Source organism: Faecalibacterium hattorii (genome assembly GCF_003287455.1).
GTDB lineage: Bacteria > Bacillota > Clostridia > Oscillospirales > Ruminococcaceae > Faecalibacterium > Faecalibacterium hattorii.
In genome coordinates, this window is the sequence record NZ_PRLC01000013.1 from 36001 (window position 1) to 51994 (window position 15994).

A 15994-nucleotide genomic window follows, 5' to 3' on the forward strand; every position below is an offset into this window, starting at 1 on the left:
CGGCAGGAGCAAAGACGCAAGCGGGAGTGGGAGACCCTGCACGGGATTTTCGTCCTCTGCCTGCTGGCGCACAGGTGGGCGATTTTGTCCACGAGGCCGATGTGCGCAGCTTTCTGGACCTGATTTCTTCGGAGAACCCGGAGAGCAACTACCCCTACTCCACGCCGGAGTACCGGGAGATGTTCCGGCATACCCTCTGGATGGTTCCGGGCGTGAAAGAAGCCAGTGCCCTGAGCAGGCTGCTGAAAGACCACCCTGTGTTTGGAGCCTATAAAATCGCTAACGTTGCAGGTGACGGCGATGCCGAAATGCCTTACGACAATGCCCTGACGCTGGTAAAGCAGGTCATCAAGGCGAACCGCTACACCATTACCATTTCCTGCGGCAAGCTGACCACCGGCGTGACGGTGCCGGAGTGGACGGCTGTGATGATGCTGACCGGGTCGGCAAGCACGGCTGCGTCCGGCTATATGCAGACCATCTTCCGGGTGCAGTCGGCAGGAGTGCTGGACGGCAAGCAGAAGGAACGCTGCTACGTCTTTGACTTTGCCCCGGACCGTGCCCTGAAGGTGATTTCTGAGGTCAATCGCATTACCAAGCGGGGTCGAACTAACGAGGAGCAGAACCGGGCGGCACTGGGCGAGTTTTTGAACTTCTGCCCGGTGATTGCGGTGGACGGCACCCAGATGACTGCATACAGCGTCTCCAGAATGATGCGGCAGATCAAGCGTCTGACGGTGGATAGAGCCATCAAGAGCGGCTTTGACGATGAATCGGTCTACAAGCAGGACACCGGCATCGTCATGGACGAGGACGATGTGCAGCTGTTCCATACCCTGTCGGACAAGCTCAGTGAGCAGAAAGCCGCCAAAAAGGAAACCAAAGTCCACATCAACCATCAGGGGCTGACGGGCGAGGAATACGAAAAGGCAGACAAGATTTCCAACAAGCCCAAGCGGGAGCGCACCAAAGAGGATGATGACCTGCTCAAGAAACTGCAAGAGCAGAAAAAGGAACGGGAGAAGGTCATCCGGCTGCTGCGGAATGTGTCCATCCGCCTGCCCCTGCTGATTTACGGTGCCAAGGTGGATCTGACCGAGAGCATCAAGATGGCAGACTTCATCACGCTGGTGGATGAGGAATCCTGGCAGGAGTTTATGCCCAAAACCGTGGACAAACCCCTGTTCCGCAAGCTGCTGAAATACTACGACGAGGATGTGGTCAGCGGGGCGGGTCTGCGCATCCGCCGCATGGCAAAGGCTGCGGACGAACTGCCGCCCACCGAGCGTGTGAAGCGCATTGCCGAGATCTTCAGCCACTTCCGCAACCCCGACAAGGAAACCGTTCTGACCCCGTGGCGGGTGGTGAACCTCCATCTGAGCAACATGGTGGGCGGCTACTGCTTCCTCAACGAGCAGTTCGATCCGCAGGAGGTTCTGGAGGAGCCTCGTCTGGTGGATCAGGGGCAGGTCACCGAGGACATCTTCCTCAACCCGGAGGCACGGATTCTGGAAATGAACTCCAAATCCGGCCTGTATCCCCTGTATATGGCATACAGCCTGTACGCCATGAAGCTGCCCGGCCCGGAGGACAAGCTGCCACTGGAGCAGACACAGGCTCTCTGGCAGGAGACCGTGGAGCAGCAGATCTTTGTTCTGTGCAAGACCCGGATGGCAGAAAGCATCACCCGGCGGACGCTGGTGGGCTATCAGGATTGGACGGTCAACACCACCTACATTCCGCACCTGCTGGAACGAATGGAAAAAGACCCGCAGCGTCTGGCAAAGAAGCTGCAGCGAACCGATACATGGGGAAAGGAGGGACAGCCCATGAAATTTGATGCCATTGTGGGCAATCCGCCGTATCAGGAGGATACAGGCGGCGGAAGCGCAGCCAATGTGGCGGCGAAACAGGCACGCCCGGTTTATAACCTGTTTGTGGATCAGGCAAAAACCATGCAGCCCCACTATATCTCCATGATTATGCCGGCACGCTGGTATGCTGGCGGCATCGGACTGAACGATTTCCGCAATGAGATGCTGAACGATCCGCATCTGATCAGGCTGACGGATTTTGTGAACTCCAAAGACTGCTTCAGCACCGTAGATATTGCTGGCGGCATCTGTTATTTCCTGTGGGATCGGGACAAGGAGGAGGTCTGCGAGGTTACAAACGTCAGCGGTCTGGAACGTCATACCATGCGGCGCAACCTCAATGAGTTTGGGGAGATCTTCATTCGGTCGAATGAATCGCTGTCCATCATCCATAAGGTTCTGAACCGTTCGGAACACTTCCTGACCGATCGGGTGCAGCCCATTGATGCCTTTGGCTTCCCCTCTGCGGCTCGTGGCGAAAAAGAACCCTTTGATGGTTGCATTTCCCTTATTCACAGCCAAGGCACCGGCTATATTAAGGGAAGCGATGTCAAGAAAAATGCGGAGCTGATCGACAAGTACAAGGCAACGATCTCCATTCTGGTTCCCTGCAATGGTGAGGTTGGCATTGACCCGTCCAAGGGCTATAAGGCCATCACAACACCCCGGATTGAGGTTCCGGGTGAGGTGAACACCTTCTCCTATCTGGTTCTGGGCGTATTTGATACTGAAAAAGAAATCAAAAACTACAAGCAGTATCTGATGTGTAAGTTTACTCGCTTCATGTTGCGCTTGACCTACTCTTCCATGCACATTGCAAGAGCAAACTTTATCTTTGTGCCCGATCAGGATTTTACAGAAGAATGGACGGATGAAAAGCTGTACAAGAAGTACGAGCTGACGGAAGATGAAATTGCGTTTATTGAGAGTACGATTCGGGTGATGGAATAAGAAAAACCAGAAGATTAAAGATGAACGGAATATCTGTTAAAAATATTGATGGAGAGATAAAATTATATTATATCACGATTGGATGTAAAAAATCAATAACCGTTTTCTTATGAAATATGTAGTGGATTTCAAACATCGTGTTGTGGTATGATGAAATCGGAAAGGGGTGAGAATCGTGGAGAAAATTTACGCTTTCACGGACGAATCTGGTTCTTTTGGCTGGGAATTGGACAATGAAAACACTTCTACTCATTTTATCATTACAGCCATCATTGTAAGAGAGTCGGATGTTGATGCTGTTAGAACAGCCGTGGCGGATATTCGAGATCGTTATTTTCCAAAAGGCGAAATAAAGTCGTCTAAAATTGGAAAAAAACATAATCGCCGGAAGAAGATACTCGAAGAAACTTTGGATATTCCATATCGAATTTTTGCAGTTGTTGTAGATAAAAAGCTTCTGAAAGATTCTCGTGGATTGAGATTTAAGCCTCCATTCTATAAATTTATGAACAATATTGTTCATAAAGAACTTCGTGCGGCTTTCAAAAATTTGGTAGTTGTTGCAGACGAAATTGGCGGAAGTGATTATATGCAGAGCTTCTGCAAATATGTTGAAGAACATTCTGAAATTCCCAATTTGTATGGAGAGAGTGAATTCTCCTTTGAAAATAGCAAAGCAGAAGTTGTCGTCCAATTAGCGGATTTAATTAGTGGAACATTATCTTTCTTATATGATGAGCATAAGAAAGATGCATCTGTTCCAGATTACCAAGAAATTCTTAAGGATAAGATCATCAGAATAGAACAATATCCGAAGACATTTTATAATTATGATTTGGAAAAGAGTGCACTTGCATCAGAGTATGATAAAGACATTGCTGAGATTTGTCTTCATCAGGCTATCAATTTTATTCGTAAGCACGAGGATGACGAGAGCGAACTTTGTCAGGCACAGTTAATTGTTCTTAAATATCTTTTGTTCCGGTTTATGAATAATGATACGAGAGCTTATATTCCGACGAGTGAACTTATTCACCAACTTGAGTGGACGAAATACGGAAAAATTAAAGAGCAACCATTTAGAACAAATATAATTGGTGGACTAAGGGATGCTGGAGTTATTATTTCTGGATCACATCATAAAAAGGGATATAAAATTCCATCAAAAAAATCCGAGATCGAAGATTTTTTGAATCATGATGTTTCAATTATTTTGCCGATGCTGGGACGTTTGAAAAAATGTCTTGATACAGTGAAATTAGGAACTTGTGGCGTGGTAGACTTGTATCAAGCAGATGCGTATAAAGAACTGAAAGCGTTTATTGAAAAAGATATGGCTGAATGAGTTTTAGAGGAAGGAGGCCCCCACCATGACCGAACAAGCACTCCGCAAAATGATTGCTGCCGGGGAGAGCACACGGCAGGAGTTTAAGTCGTGGGTGAAGTGCAAGGACTACCGGCAGCGGAAAGACCTTGCGGTGAAAAGTGCGGTTGCGCTGGCAAACACAAAGGGCGGCGTTTTGCTGTTTGGCGTGGAAGATGACGGCACCATTACAGGCTGCCCTAAAAGCGACCCGCAGGCACTGATGGAAGCCATCTACGATATGACCCGGCCCAGCCTGTTTACCGAAATCGAGCCGGTGGAAACCTCTGACGGTGTGGTGCTGGTGGTATCAGTGGAGAAATCCAATTCTCATGTTGCCACCACCGGCGGCATCTATTACAGGCGGCTGGGGAACGTGACAAAACCTTACTACCCGGCAAATGATGTGTACTCCCCTGCCGATAACCCGGATTTTTCGGCAAAGATCGTGGAAGGCGCAACCGAAAGCGACATTGACCTGCTGGAAGTGTACCGCCTGAAAGAGAAGCTGCGGATTCGGGATGCAGGCTCTGCCCTGCCGGACTTGGCAGATACCACCTTTCTGGACAACCTGAACCTGATCCGCATGGATAAGGATGAAGTGCGTGTGACGGTGGCAGGGCTGCTGTTTGTGGGCAAGGCAGCGTCTATTGCACGGCTGCTGCCGCAGGCAGAGGTGATCTACCTGCATTACAGCGATGAATCACAGACAGAATACGACAACCGCATGGATATGCAGGAGCCGCTGATCTCGATTTTGGATAAGCTGACGGAACGCATCCGCACCTATAACCACCTGACCAATGTGCAGGTGGGGCTGTTCCGGCTGGAGGTGTACGATTTCTCCGAGGCGGTTTTTCAGGAGGCTTTGCTGAATGCACTGGCGCACCGCTCCTATGAGGATATGGCACCGGTCTACGTCAAGCACTACCCCACAAAGATCGTGATTGAGAACCCCGGTGGTTTTCCGGGGGACATCAACGAAAGTAACATCATCACCCACCAGTCCATTCCCCGGAATAAGCTGATCGCAATGACTCTTCAGCACCTGAAGTATGTGCAGCGTTCCGGGCAGGGCGTGGACATCATGTTCCAGAGTATGCTCACCGAGGGCAAGCCCTACCCGGAGTACGCCAGCACGGCCAACTCCGTCCGGCTGACCCTTCGTAGCACGATGGAAAACCAGAACTTCGTGCGTTTCATCGCAGAAACGCAGGATAAGCGTTCCAAGATGTTCACGCTGTCAGAGCTGATGACCCTGCACTATCTGCGGGAACATCAGAAAATCACCCTGAAACAGGCCGCAAAGACGATTCAGGAAACCGATGACAATGCCCACAAGGTTCTGAACAGTCTCCGGGACGAAGGGCTTCTGGAACTCAACGGCAAGACCTATATGCTGTCCCTCAAGGTCTACGAAACGGTGAAAACCGATGTGGCCTATGTGCAGGACAAGACGGTCAGCCAGATTCAGGCAAAGGATCGGATTCTTGAATATCTGAAGCATAAGCCGTCGATTACGAATCAGAAAGCTCAAGAGCTGTGTGGGTTTAACAAGAATCAAACCTATTATATCCTGCACCAGATGTGCAAGGACGGCATCTTGCAGCCTGATGGCATAGGCCGGGGAACGAAGTACAAGAGCGTGAAGTGAAAATTTACGCTGACTTTTACGCTGAAAGTTTGATTTGCGCTGAATTTACGCTGACTTTCCGGGATTTACGCTGAAAATACGCTGACTTGGCATGGTTTGCGCTGAATTTACGCTGAGAAATGCGCGCTGCGCGATTAGCGATTTTGCCGCGCGTTTTCTATGGCTCAATCCTCCAGTCTGCCATGGTCACATCCCAGCGACAGGTAGTGCTCCATCTCCCCTCTCAGCACCATCTGTGCATACTCCAAGGGCTTGTTCCACAGCAGCCAGTCCAGCTCCGCCCGCTGCGCTGGTGTGTTGCCGTACTCGTCCTCAACGGCGATGCAGTCGATGGCAACAGTAGAGCCATCTGCGAACCGGGCTTCCACCCGGTTAGTGTCCATATTGTAGCGGCAGGAAAGCAATTTTGTCATAGTCATATCCTCCAAGACTTGATTTATGGTGTGCGGTCACTCGAACCAATGCCGTCAAGTCATTGTCGGATGAAGTGGTTTTTAGTTTGTCCGGGAGTAAGTGCACGGTTTCTGCACGGTTTTTGCACGGTTTCAAAACGTGCAAAGGGTGCAAATCGTTGCAAAATCGGACAAAGGGTGCAGAAACTCGAAGCTCAAAACCTGCGATGTATCGCTTGGAAATGACGATGAAACGTAACTTCCAAAAATTGAGTGAATCGCCCGGCGTGCGCTACGAATCAGTAGGCCGGGGGTTCGAGTCCCTTCCATCGCACCAGATATTGAACGTCAAATCGAAAGATTTGGCGTTCTTTTTTGTTATGTAACCCCTAAAAATTTCCACTTGACAATCCAATATTGCCTTGCTATAATCCAATTCGCAACTAAGTTGCAAATTCGAGAGGGGAGGGCAATGGAATGAACTGCACTGTAAAACAACGCCGCGCTGCGTGGATTCTGCTGGTTGGTTTTCTGCTGGCCATTTTGGTTTCATTGACGTTCTGCGCGGAAGAAGTCAACCACGACTGTACCGGGGCAGACTGCGCCGTCTGCGCACAACTGAAACTTTGCGAGAATATCCTGCACGCCGGAAAAGATGGTTCCGAGCAGTTCATTCGGACATCCACGCCGCATTTTGTGCTGGCGGCTTTGCTGTCGCTTTGCTCTCCGCTTTTGCTGATAAAAACACCGATTCGACTAAAGGTAAAGCTGTCGGATTAAGAAATGCCTGTCCGTATGATTCTTGAGATCAAACAATGGAGAGCATTTCTATGAAAAAACTCAAACGTATATTCGCTGTATTTTTTTGCCTTTTACTGGCTTCTGGCATTTTGGGTGGCTGTGGGAAGGCCGCATCTTCGTCCGCTCCTGCACTGTCTGCATCGCAGAGTGGCAGCAAGCCGCTGAAAATCGTCACGACTATTTTCCCGGAGTATGACTGGGTGCGCGAAATCCTCGGCGATAAGGCCGATCATGCCGAGGTTACCATGCTTCTGGACAACGGCGTGGATTTGCACAGCTATCAGCCCACCGCAGATGATATCATTAAGATCTCGGACTGTGACTTGTTCATCTATGTTGGCGGCGAATCGGATGGCTGGGTGGAGGATGCCTTGAAGGAAGCCGCCAATAAGGATATGCAGGTCATCAACCTGCTGGATGTGCTGGGTGAGTAGGTAAAAGAGGAAGAAGTCGTAGAAGGCATGGAGGCCGAGGAAGAAGAATCCGAGGATGAAGATGAGCCGGAGTACGATGAACACGTCTGGCTGTCCCTGAAGAACGCCGAGACCCTCTGCAGCGCCATCACCGATGCACTGAAAGAAATCGACCCGGCCAACAAAGATGCCTATGCTGCCAACGCTGCATCCTATCTGGAAAAGCTGGCCGCTCTGGATGGCGAATATCAGACGGTGGTGGACAATGCCGCCCGGAAAACCGTGCTGTTCGGCGACCGTTTCCCGTTCCGCTATCTGGTGGACGATTATGGTCTGAGCTATTATGCCGCGTTTGCGGGCTGCTCTGCGGAAACGGAAGCCAGCTTTGAGACCATTTCTTTCCTTGCTGGCAAGGTGGATGAACTGGGGCTGCCCTGTGTGCTGACCATTGAGGGCGCACAGCATAAAATCGCTGAAACCATCGTGCAGAATTCTGCCGCCAAGAACCAGTTCATCCTGACGCTGGATTCCATGCAGTCCACCACATCCGCCGATGCGGCAAACGGCACGACCTATCTTTCCGTGATGGAAAGCAACCTTGACGTGCTGAAACAGACTCTGAACTAAAGGAAGGAACCGTTATGTCTCAGCTCATTTGTAAGAACCTTCTCGTTGGCTATGAGGGAAAGGCCATTCTGGATCCTCTGAATTTTGAGATCCACGCAGGTGACTATCTTTGCGTGGTCGGAGAAAACGGTGCGGGCAAAAGCACCTTGATGAAAACGCTGCTCGGTTTGCAGCAGCCTGTTTCCGGGCAGATCGAGATGGGTGATGGTCTGCGCCAGAACGAGATCGGCTATCTGCCCCAGCAGACCATCGTGCAGAGAGATTTTCCGGCGTCGGTGCAGGAGATCGTGTTGTCTGGCTGCCAGAGTCGCTGCGGTCTGCGTCCGTTTTACAGTCGTGAAGAAAAGCAGCTTGCGCAGAATGCCATGCGCAAAATGCAGATCGAACCGCTGGCAAAACGCTGCTTCTGGACGAGCCTGTTTCCGGACTTGACCCAAAGGTGACTGCGGAGATGTACCATCTGATCGAAACGCTGAACCGACAGGAGGGCATTACTGTCCTGATGATCTCCCATGACATTCGGGCTGCGGTTTGCTATGCCAGCCACATTCTCCATATCGGCGAAAGCGTCTTTTTCGGCACACGGGAAGAGTATCTGCAAAGCCCGCAGGGGCGGCTGTTTGCGGCTGGGAAAGGCGGTGCCGTATGAACATGTTGGAAAAGCTGGCCTTTTACTGGAACTATCCTTTTGTCCGCTATGCGCTCATTGTGGGTGTTCTGATTGCCCTGTGTTCTTCGCTGCTGGGCGTGACGCTGGTGCTGAAGCGGTTCTCCTTTATCGGAGATGGCCTTTCTCATGTGGCGTTCGGCGGCATGGCCGTTGCGACGGTATTGGGAATGTCCGACCATATGCCGCTGACGCTGGCCGTGACTGTGGCGTGTGCAGTCCTGCTGCTGCACACCGGGCAGAACACCCAGATCAAAGGCGATGCTGCCATTGCGATGGTGTCCGTTGGCGCGCTTGCAATGGGCTATCTGCTGATGAATCTGTTCTCGACCTCGGCAAACCTGTCCGGCGATGTGTGCAGCACCTTGTTCGGCTCTACCTCGATTCTGACCCTGACAAAATCAGAGGTCTGGCTCTGCATCGGGCTGTCCATCGTTGTAGTTCTGGTGTTTGTGTTGTTCTACCATAAGATATTCGCTGTCACTTTTGACGAAACCTTTGCAAAGGCGGTCGGAACCAATGCGAACGGATACAATCTGCTGATCGCCATTGTCATTGCCGTCATCATTGTGCTGGCCATGAACCTTGTCGGCTCGCTGCTGATTTCTGCACTGGTGATTTTTCCGGCTCTTTCGGCCATGCGCCTGTGCAAAAATTTCTGCGCCGTCACCATCTGCTCGGCGGTACTGTCCGTGAGCTGTGCCTTTGTGGGCATCGTGGCTTCCATCCTAGCCGGAACGCCGGTTGGCTCGACCATTGTAGCGGTTGACATGGCGGCGTTTGGTTTGTGCTGTCTGGCCGGAAAACTGCTGGGGAGGGCATCATGAAACGATTCTTGAAAGGGCTTCTGCTGCTGGGTATCGCCGCTGCGTTGACCGCCTGCGGTGCAAAATCTGAAACAGCATCTTCTGTGGTGACGGTCCTGCCGGAACCCGCATCCTCCAATGCTGCTACTGCGCCCGCCCCGGAACATTCTATGCAGCTCCCGGAAAGCAGCACTGCTGATGCAAGCGATATTCACGCCGGGATGGATGCAGAGATTGACCTGACCTTACTCAGTGATACGGTTGTGAACGCAGAAGTTTACAATATGCTCGTTACCCCGGAGAACTACACCGATAAAATTGTTCGTATGACGGGCGAATATCAGGAGTACATAGATGAGCAGACCGGGGAGCTGTATCACTCCTGTGTCATCTACGATGCGCTTGCCTGCTGCCAGCAGGGAGTGGAGTTCGTGCTGACCGATGGCGATTACCCGGAAGAAGGCGCACCCATTACCGTGGTGGGGCGGTATGAAACCTATACAACACCGTACTATGATTACTTTCATCTGGTGGATGGAGTAAGAGAGTAATTGATTGGCGGAAAGAGGTGCTCCATGCGGATCTTTTCCAGTGTCAGCAGCTTTGCCTTTTTGTCGATGCCGCCTGCGTAGCCGGTCAGGCTGCCGTTGGTGCCGACGACCCGGTGGCAGGGGATGATGATGGAGATCTCGTTGTGCCCGACCGCCCCACCCACGGCCTGTGCCGACATCCGGGGAAGACCGTGCATCGCCGCCAGCTGCTTTGCCAGTGCGCCGTAGGTCGTGGTCTGGCCGTAGGGGATCTGGAGCAGAAGCGCCCAGACTTCCTGCCGGAAGGGGGAACCAATGGGGTGGAGCGGCGGAGTGAAGTCCGGCTCCTGCCCGCGGAAGTAAACATCCAGCCAGCGCTTTGCTTCGCGGAGGATGGGCGTTTCCTGCGCCTTATGCTCCGGGTCCAGCGTATCGGCGAAATATTTTTCGCCATCGAACCAGAGTCCGGTCAGGCCGACCTCATCCGCTGCCAGCAGGATGCCGCCCAGCGGGGAATCGTAGTGCAGCGTGTACATCATGGCGGGTCCCCCTTTCCTTTTCTTGGAGGTCAAGCGTAGCAGATTTTGCACGCAGTGTCAAGAAAAACGGAGTGATTGAAAAGCCTTGCGTAATTTTGTATAATAAAACTGGATTTTGCCGAACATGGAAAACAGGGGAGGTGCGGGGCGTGATCCGAGTGGCCATCGTGGAGGACGAAGAGGCGGTGCGGGAGCAGCTGCTGGGCTATGTGCAGCGCTACACCCGGCAATACGGCACGACCTTTGAAGTACGAACATTTTCGGACGGGGTGGAGATCTTGGAGGGGTACCGCCCGGTTTTCGATCTCATCCTGCTGGATGTGGAGATGAAGCATCTGGACGGCATGGAAACGGCCCAGCGCATCCGGGCGCTGGATTCAGACGTGATGATCGTCTTCATCACCAACATGGCGCAGTATGCCATCAAGGGCTATGCGGTGGGGGCACTGGACTACGTGCTGAAGCCGGTGCCCTATTTTGCGTTCTCCCAGCAGCTTCAAAAGGCGGAGGAGCAGCTGCGCCGCCGTACCCGGCACTATCTGGCTGTGCCGGTGGAGGGTGGTCTGCGGCGGCTGGACACCTCCCGCATTTACTATATAGAAAGCGAGGGCCACCGGGTGCGTTTTTACACCGAAGAGGGCGACTTTGCGGCCCCCGGCGCGCTGAAGGCACTGGAAGAAAAGCTGGCCGACCGCCCCTTTGCCCGCTGCAACAGCGGCTACCTTGTCAATCTGGCACAGGTACAGGCCGTGCAGCAGAACACGGTGCAGGTTGGGCCCTATGAGCTGCAGGTCAGCCGCCCCAAGCGGAAGAGCTTCCTTGCGGCGCTGACCGACTACATCGGGGGTGACGGCTTATGATTGAGCTACCCAATATCCCGCGCCTCTATACGGCGCTGGCGGAGGTGCTGGCCGTCTGCCTGTACGCCGACCGTCTGCCGCTGCGGTGCGGAAAGACCGCCACAGGGGCGATCACCGTGGTCTGGGTGATCGTGCTGGGGGCTTTTCTGAAATGCACCGGCTTTGTGCCGCTGATGTGGTGGATCCCCTGTATGCTCTGTGCGGTGAGTCTGCTCTACATCTACCTTTGGGGCACCCGGTGCGTGAACTGGCTGGAAGCGCTGTATACCACGGCGCGGGCCTTTATGCTGGCCGAGCTGGCCGCCAGCGTGGAGTGGCAGCTCCACTGCTGGGTCTTCCCGCACCGCAGGGGCGGCGACCCGCTGGCACTGCTGCTGTTGGTGGTCGTGTACGGTGCGGTGTATGGGGAGATGTACTGGCTGGAGACCAGCCGCCCCCAGCCCAGCGGACATCTGGACATCAGCAACAAAGCGGCGCTGGTGGCGGTGGTCATGGCCGGGACCGTCTTTGCGGTGAGCAACCTGCTGTTTTTGGGCAGCGGCAAGGTCACGATGATGCTGTACTATGTTCGCACGCTGGTGGATATCTGCGGCGTGCTGATCTTGACGGTCCAGCAGGACCAGCTGCGGGAAGCGGCCCTGCACAAGGAGCTGACCGCGCTGGACAGCGTGCTTCACCGCCAGTATGAGCAGTACAAGCGGAGCAAGGAGGGCGTCAAGCTCATCAACCGGCGCTACCACGAGCTGAAAGTTCAAATCGCCGACATCCGCGCCGAGCGGGACCGCGCCAAGCAGGACGCGGCCTTGGCTCGGATGGAGTCGGGCATCCTGCAATATGAGGCCGAGAACAAGACCGGCAACCCGGTGTTGGACACCCTGCTGACGGCCAAGAGTATGGACTGTCAGGAAAAACACATCCAGATGACCAGCGTAGCCGACGGCCGGGCGCTGAATTTCCTGACCACGCGGGAGATCTGCACCATCGTGGGCACCGCGCTGGACAACGCCATTGAGAGCTGCGCCGCTGAGCCGGACCCCGAAAAGCGGCTCATCCGAACGGCGGTCTATGTCCAGAACGGCTTTGTCATGTTCCGGTTTGAAAATTACTGCGCTGAACCCGTAGAACTGGGCCCGGACGGTCTGCCCGCCCGGAGCGCCCACGGCGGCTACGACCTGAAAAGCCTCCGTGCGCTGGCCCAGCAGCACGGCGGCAGCATGACCGTCCACTGGGAGAACCAGTGGTTCACGGTGCGGATGCTGCTGCCGCTGCCGAAAAAAGCATAAACGAGAGGGAGCATTTTGCAAATTGCACAAATGCTCCCTCCTTTTCTTTGTATATTAGCACAATAGAAATTGAAACCGATTTGAAACTTTTGACAGATTATGTTTCCAAAACGACAGATTATGAAGAAACTGAAAAATTTCTGTGTGGATTTGTTATCCTATAGATCAGTTCGGCGGAGTTGTGCGCTCCGCCATCCGTTTATTAACCCCATAAGAAGGAGGAGAAACATTATGCTGTCCATCAATTTGGATGACGTGATGCAGGTTCTGACGAACGTTCGCAGCTACCTCATCGCGTTTGGCGTAGTTCTCGCTCTGGCGATCATTGTGATGGTTGCGGTGCGGAAGCTGCCCAAAGCAAAAAAGAAGATGATCCGTGCACAGTCTGGCCTTGCCATTCTGCTGGCGCTGACCATCGTTGTCAACCTGATCTGCACCGGCCCCATGTCCACCATGCTGGACCTCGTTTCCGGCAGCGGCACCATCAACGAGGAGACCTCTGCAAAGGCCACGGAGCTGGTCAATGAGATCACCGCAGAGGGCGTCGTTCTGGCAAAGGACGAGGACAATGTTCTGCCGGTGGCTTCTGGCTCCAAGCTGAACGTCTTCGGCTGGTCTTCCACCAACCCCTGCTATGGCGGCACCGGTTCCGGTGCGCTGAACACCGCTTACCCTGTCACCGATCTGCTGACCGGTCTGCACGATGCCGGCATCGAGACCAACGAGGAACTGAGCAAGTTCTACACCGATTACAAGGCGGACCGCCCCAGCGTTGGCATGGTGGAGCAGGACTGGACCCTGCCCGAACCCAATGTCAACCTGTACACCGATGAGATGATGGAGAACGCCAAGGCATTCTCTGACACGGCAATGGTCGTCATCACCCGCGTCGGCGGCGAGGGCGCTGACCTGCCCACCGATATGGCTTCCGTCGTGGACGGCAGCTGGATCCGCCGCGTGGCACAGGCTTACGGCTCTGAGCGCGGCACCGCTTACTACAATGGTACTTACGACGATTCCCTGAACGAGGGCAACGACTGGGATAAGGGCGACCACTTCCTGCAGCTGTCCAACCGCGAAGAGGATCTGCTCGATCTGGTCACTTCCAACTTCGACAACGTCATTCTGGTCTACAACGGCGCAAACGCTTTCCAGATGGACTTCCTGAAGGATTATCCTCAGATCAAGGGCGTTCTGCTCTGCCCCGGCACCGGTCAGTCCGGCTTTGAGGGCTTCGGCAAGGTCGTTTCCGGCGAGGTCAACCCCTCTGGCCGTACCGCGGATACCTATGTTTCGGATCTGACCGCTGCTCCTTGGTGGAACAACTTCGGCGACTTCAAGTACACCAACACCGAGGATCTGAACTCGGATGCAAGCTTCTTTGACCCGGAAGGCGCCACTCCTTCCTTCGTCAACTACGTGGAAGGCATCTACGTCGGCTACAAGTTCTATGAGACTGCTGCGGACGAAGGCCTGATCAACTACGACGATGAAGTCGTGTTCCCCTTCGGCTATGGCCTGAGCTACACTTCCTTCACCAAGGAAATGAGCAGCATCACCTCCGACGGCACCAACCTGAACTTCACCGTCACCGTTACCAACACCGGTTCTGCTGCCGGTAAGGATGTTGTGGAGATCTACAGCAATCCTCCGTACACCAATGGCGGCATCGAGAAGGCCTCTGCAAATCTGCTGGACTTCGCCAAGACCAATGAGCTGGCTCCCGGCGAGTCTCAGACCATGGAGTTCTCCATCCCGGTGGAGGATCTGGCTTCCTATGATTACCAGACCAACGGCTGCTATGTGCTGGAAGCTGGCGACTATATCATCAGCGCCAACAACGATTCCCACAATGTGGCTGATTCCGAGACCTACACCGTTGCATCCGACATCGTTTACAACGAGTCCAACAAGCGCAGCAGCGACGCTGTGGCCGCTACCAATGAGTTCGATTTCGCAGAAGGCGAGGTCACCTATCTGTCCCGTGCCGACGGCTTCGCAAACTATGCCGAGGCTACCGCTGCTCCCGCAAACTATGAGATGTCCGATGCGGACAAGGCTGTGTTCTACAACGCGCACAGCTACACCGAGTCTGGCTATGAGGCTGACGACGACGCAAATGCTGAGGACATCACCACCGGCGCAAAGAACGGCCTGAAGCTGGTTGACCTGCGCGGCGTGGATTACAACGACCCCAAGTGGGATGACCTGCTGGATCAGATGACCATTGAGGATATGCAGCAGCTCATCGGCTTTGGCGGCTACCAGACCGCTGCGGTCTCCAGCATCGAGAAGGTCCGTACCAATGACTGCGACGGCCCTGCTTCCATCAACAACAACTTCACCGGTGTCGGCTCCGTCGGCTTCCCGGCTGCTACCCTCATCGGTATGACTTGGAGCAAGGAGCTGGCCCACGCCTTCGGCGACAGCATCGGCGAGATGGCCAATGAGATGGACACCTCCGGCTGGTACGGCCCCGCTATGAACATCCACCGCACTGCATTCGCTGGCCGTAACTTCGAGTATTACTCTGAGGACGGCGTCCTGTCCGGCGTCATGGCTTCCAACGCCATCAAGGGCGCTCAGGAACACGGCGTCTACGCTTACATGAAGCACTTCGCCCTGAACGATCAGGAAGGCAACCGTACTTCCATGGTGGCTACTTGGTCCAACGAACAGGCCATCCGTGAGATCTACCTGCGTCCCTTCGAGATGTCGGTCAAGGATGCGGACAGCCACGCAGTCATGTCCTCCTTCAACTACATTGGCAACCGCTGGGCTGGCGGCTGCTCCGAGCTGCTGAAGAATGTCCTCCGTGGGGAGTGGGGCTTCGTGGGCTTTGTTGAGACCGACTACTTCGGTGTCTACGGCTACATGACCGCAGATCAGGGCGTCCGCAACGGCAGCGACCTGATGCTCTGCACCACCGGCAACGATTTCAATACCGTTACCGTGCTGACCAACAGCAGCAAGCAGGCTCTGCGCGAGGCTTCCAAGAACATCCTCTACACCGTGGTCAACAGCCGCGCTTATGCGGAGGAGAACCTGAACCCCGGTATGCCCAAGTGGAAGATCATCATGATCGGCGCTGACGTCATCGTCGCCCTGCTCATCGTTGGTCTGGAGTACACTGCCATCAAGGGCTACAAAAAGCGCAAGGAAGAGGAAACCGAGAACGCCTGATGCGCACTCTGGGTTCTGAACCGATGCAGCACCTGAACTGAACCAACGGCA

The 15994-nt window shown here is 54.0% G+C and carries 13 protein-coding genes and 1 pseudogene; 12 read left to right on the forward strand and 2 right to left on the reverse strand.

Translation table 11 applies throughout. The features are described 5' to 3' along the window. Positions 1–26: 26 nt before the first annotated feature. The 3 genes from C4N23_RS09720 to C4N23_RS09730 all read left to right on the forward strand — a co-directional run bounded on the left by C4N23_RS09720 (position 27) and on the right by C4N23_RS09730 (position 5842). A complete protein-coding gene (locus tag C4N23_RS09720; RefSeq protein ID WP_146746479.1) occupies positions 27–2825 on the forward strand; it encodes an Eco57I restriction-modification methylase domain-containing protein in 2799 nt (932 codons plus the stop codon). Positions 2826–3000: 175 nt separating this feature from the next. After that, on the forward strand, positions 3001–4170 hold the full coding sequence (locus tag C4N23_RS09725) for a DUF3800 domain-containing protein (RefSeq protein ID WP_181567108.1): 1170 nt from the start codon (positions 3001–3003) through the stop codon (positions 4168–4170). A 25-nt stretch (positions 4171–4195) separates the two neighbouring features. Next, complete coding sequence (locus tag C4N23_RS09730) at positions 4196–5842, forward strand: RNA-binding domain-containing protein (protein WP_112145687.1); 1647 nt, start codon at positions 4196–4198, stop codon at positions 5840–5842. 164 nt (positions 5843–6006) lie between these two features. Here the strand turns inward: C4N23_RS09730 and C4N23_RS09735 are convergent, their stop codons facing one another. After that, positions 6007–6255, reverse strand: a complete 249-nt coding sequence (locus C4N23_RS09735; protein WP_112145688.1) for a DUF6061 family protein — start codon at positions 6253–6255, stop codon at positions 6007–6009. Positions 6256–6711: 456 nt separating this feature from the next. On the opposite strand from C4N23_RS09735, the gene C4N23_RS09740 reads away from it, so the two are divergent. The 6 genes and pseudogenes from C4N23_RS09740 to C4N23_RS09760 all read left to right on the forward strand — a co-directional run bounded on the left by C4N23_RS09740 (position 6712) and on the right by C4N23_RS09760 (position 10099). Next, positions 6712–7014: a hypothetical protein gene (locus C4N23_RS09740; protein WP_112145690.1), complete on the forward strand. Its 303-nt coding sequence runs from the start codon at positions 6712–6714 to the stop codon at positions 7012–7014. Positions 7015–7064: 50 nt separating this feature from the next. After that, positions 7065–8075 (forward strand): annotated as a pseudogene (locus tag C4N23_RS09745) (metal ABC transporter substrate-binding protein). A gap of 14 nt (positions 8076–8089) precedes the next feature. Continuing rightward, on the forward strand, positions 8090–8518 hold the full coding sequence (locus C4N23_RS09750) for a metal ABC transporter ATP-binding protein (protein ID WP_425349590.1): 429 nt from the start codon (positions 8090–8092) through the stop codon (positions 8516–8518). After that, complete coding sequence (locus tag C4N23_RS14445) at positions 8515–8724, forward strand: hypothetical protein (protein WP_483423401.1); 210 nt, start codon at positions 8515–8517, stop codon at positions 8722–8724. Before C4N23_RS09750 ends, C4N23_RS14445 begins: the two co-directional genes overlap by 4 nt. Next, positions 8721–9569 carry a metal ABC transporter permease gene (locus C4N23_RS09755; RefSeq protein WP_181567109.1) on the forward strand — a complete coding sequence of 283 codons (849 nt, stop codon included), beginning with the start codon at positions 8721–8723 and terminating at the stop codon, positions 9567–9569. Before C4N23_RS14445 ends, C4N23_RS09755 begins: the two co-directional genes overlap by 4 nt. After that, positions 9566–10099 carry a hypothetical protein gene (locus C4N23_RS09760; protein ID WP_112145693.1) on the forward strand — a complete coding sequence of 178 codons (534 nt, stop codon included), beginning with the start codon at positions 9566–9568 and terminating at the stop codon, positions 10097–10099. The genes C4N23_RS09755 and C4N23_RS09760 overlap by 4 nt, the downstream gene beginning before the upstream one ends. On the opposite strand, the gene C4N23_RS09765 is transcribed toward C4N23_RS09760, so the two are convergent. After that, positions 10072–10617 (reverse strand): methylated-DNA--[protein]-cysteine S-methyltransferase, encoded by a 546-nt coding sequence (locus C4N23_RS09765; RefSeq protein WP_112145695.1) that lies wholly within the window; start codon positions 10615–10617, stop codon positions 10072–10074. The genes C4N23_RS09760 and C4N23_RS09765 overlap by 28 nt on opposite strands. 149 nt (positions 10618–10766) lie before the next feature. On the opposite strand from C4N23_RS09765, the gene C4N23_RS09770 reads away from it, so the two are divergent. The 3 genes from C4N23_RS09770 to C4N23_RS09780 all read left to right on the forward strand — a co-directional run bounded on the left by C4N23_RS09770 (position 10767) and on the right by C4N23_RS09780 (position 15943). Further along, positions 10767–11477 carry a LytR/AlgR family response regulator transcription factor gene (locus C4N23_RS09770; RefSeq protein WP_112145697.1) on the forward strand — a complete coding sequence of 237 codons (711 nt, stop codon included), beginning with the start codon at positions 10767–10769 and terminating at the stop codon, positions 11475–11477. Further along, positions 11474–12760 carry an ATP-binding protein gene (locus tag C4N23_RS09775; RefSeq protein WP_112145699.1) on the forward strand — a complete coding sequence of 429 codons (1287 nt, stop codon included), beginning with the start codon at positions 11474–11476 and terminating at the stop codon, positions 12758–12760. The genes C4N23_RS09770 and C4N23_RS09775 overlap by 4 nt, the downstream gene beginning before the upstream one ends. Positions 12761–12991: 231 nt before the next feature. Beyond that, positions 12992–15943: a glycoside hydrolase family 3 N-terminal domain-containing protein gene (locus C4N23_RS09780; protein ID WP_112145701.1), complete on the forward strand. Its 2952-nt coding sequence runs from the start codon at positions 12992–12994 to the stop codon at positions 15941–15943. Positions 15944–15994: the final 51 nt, after the last annotated feature.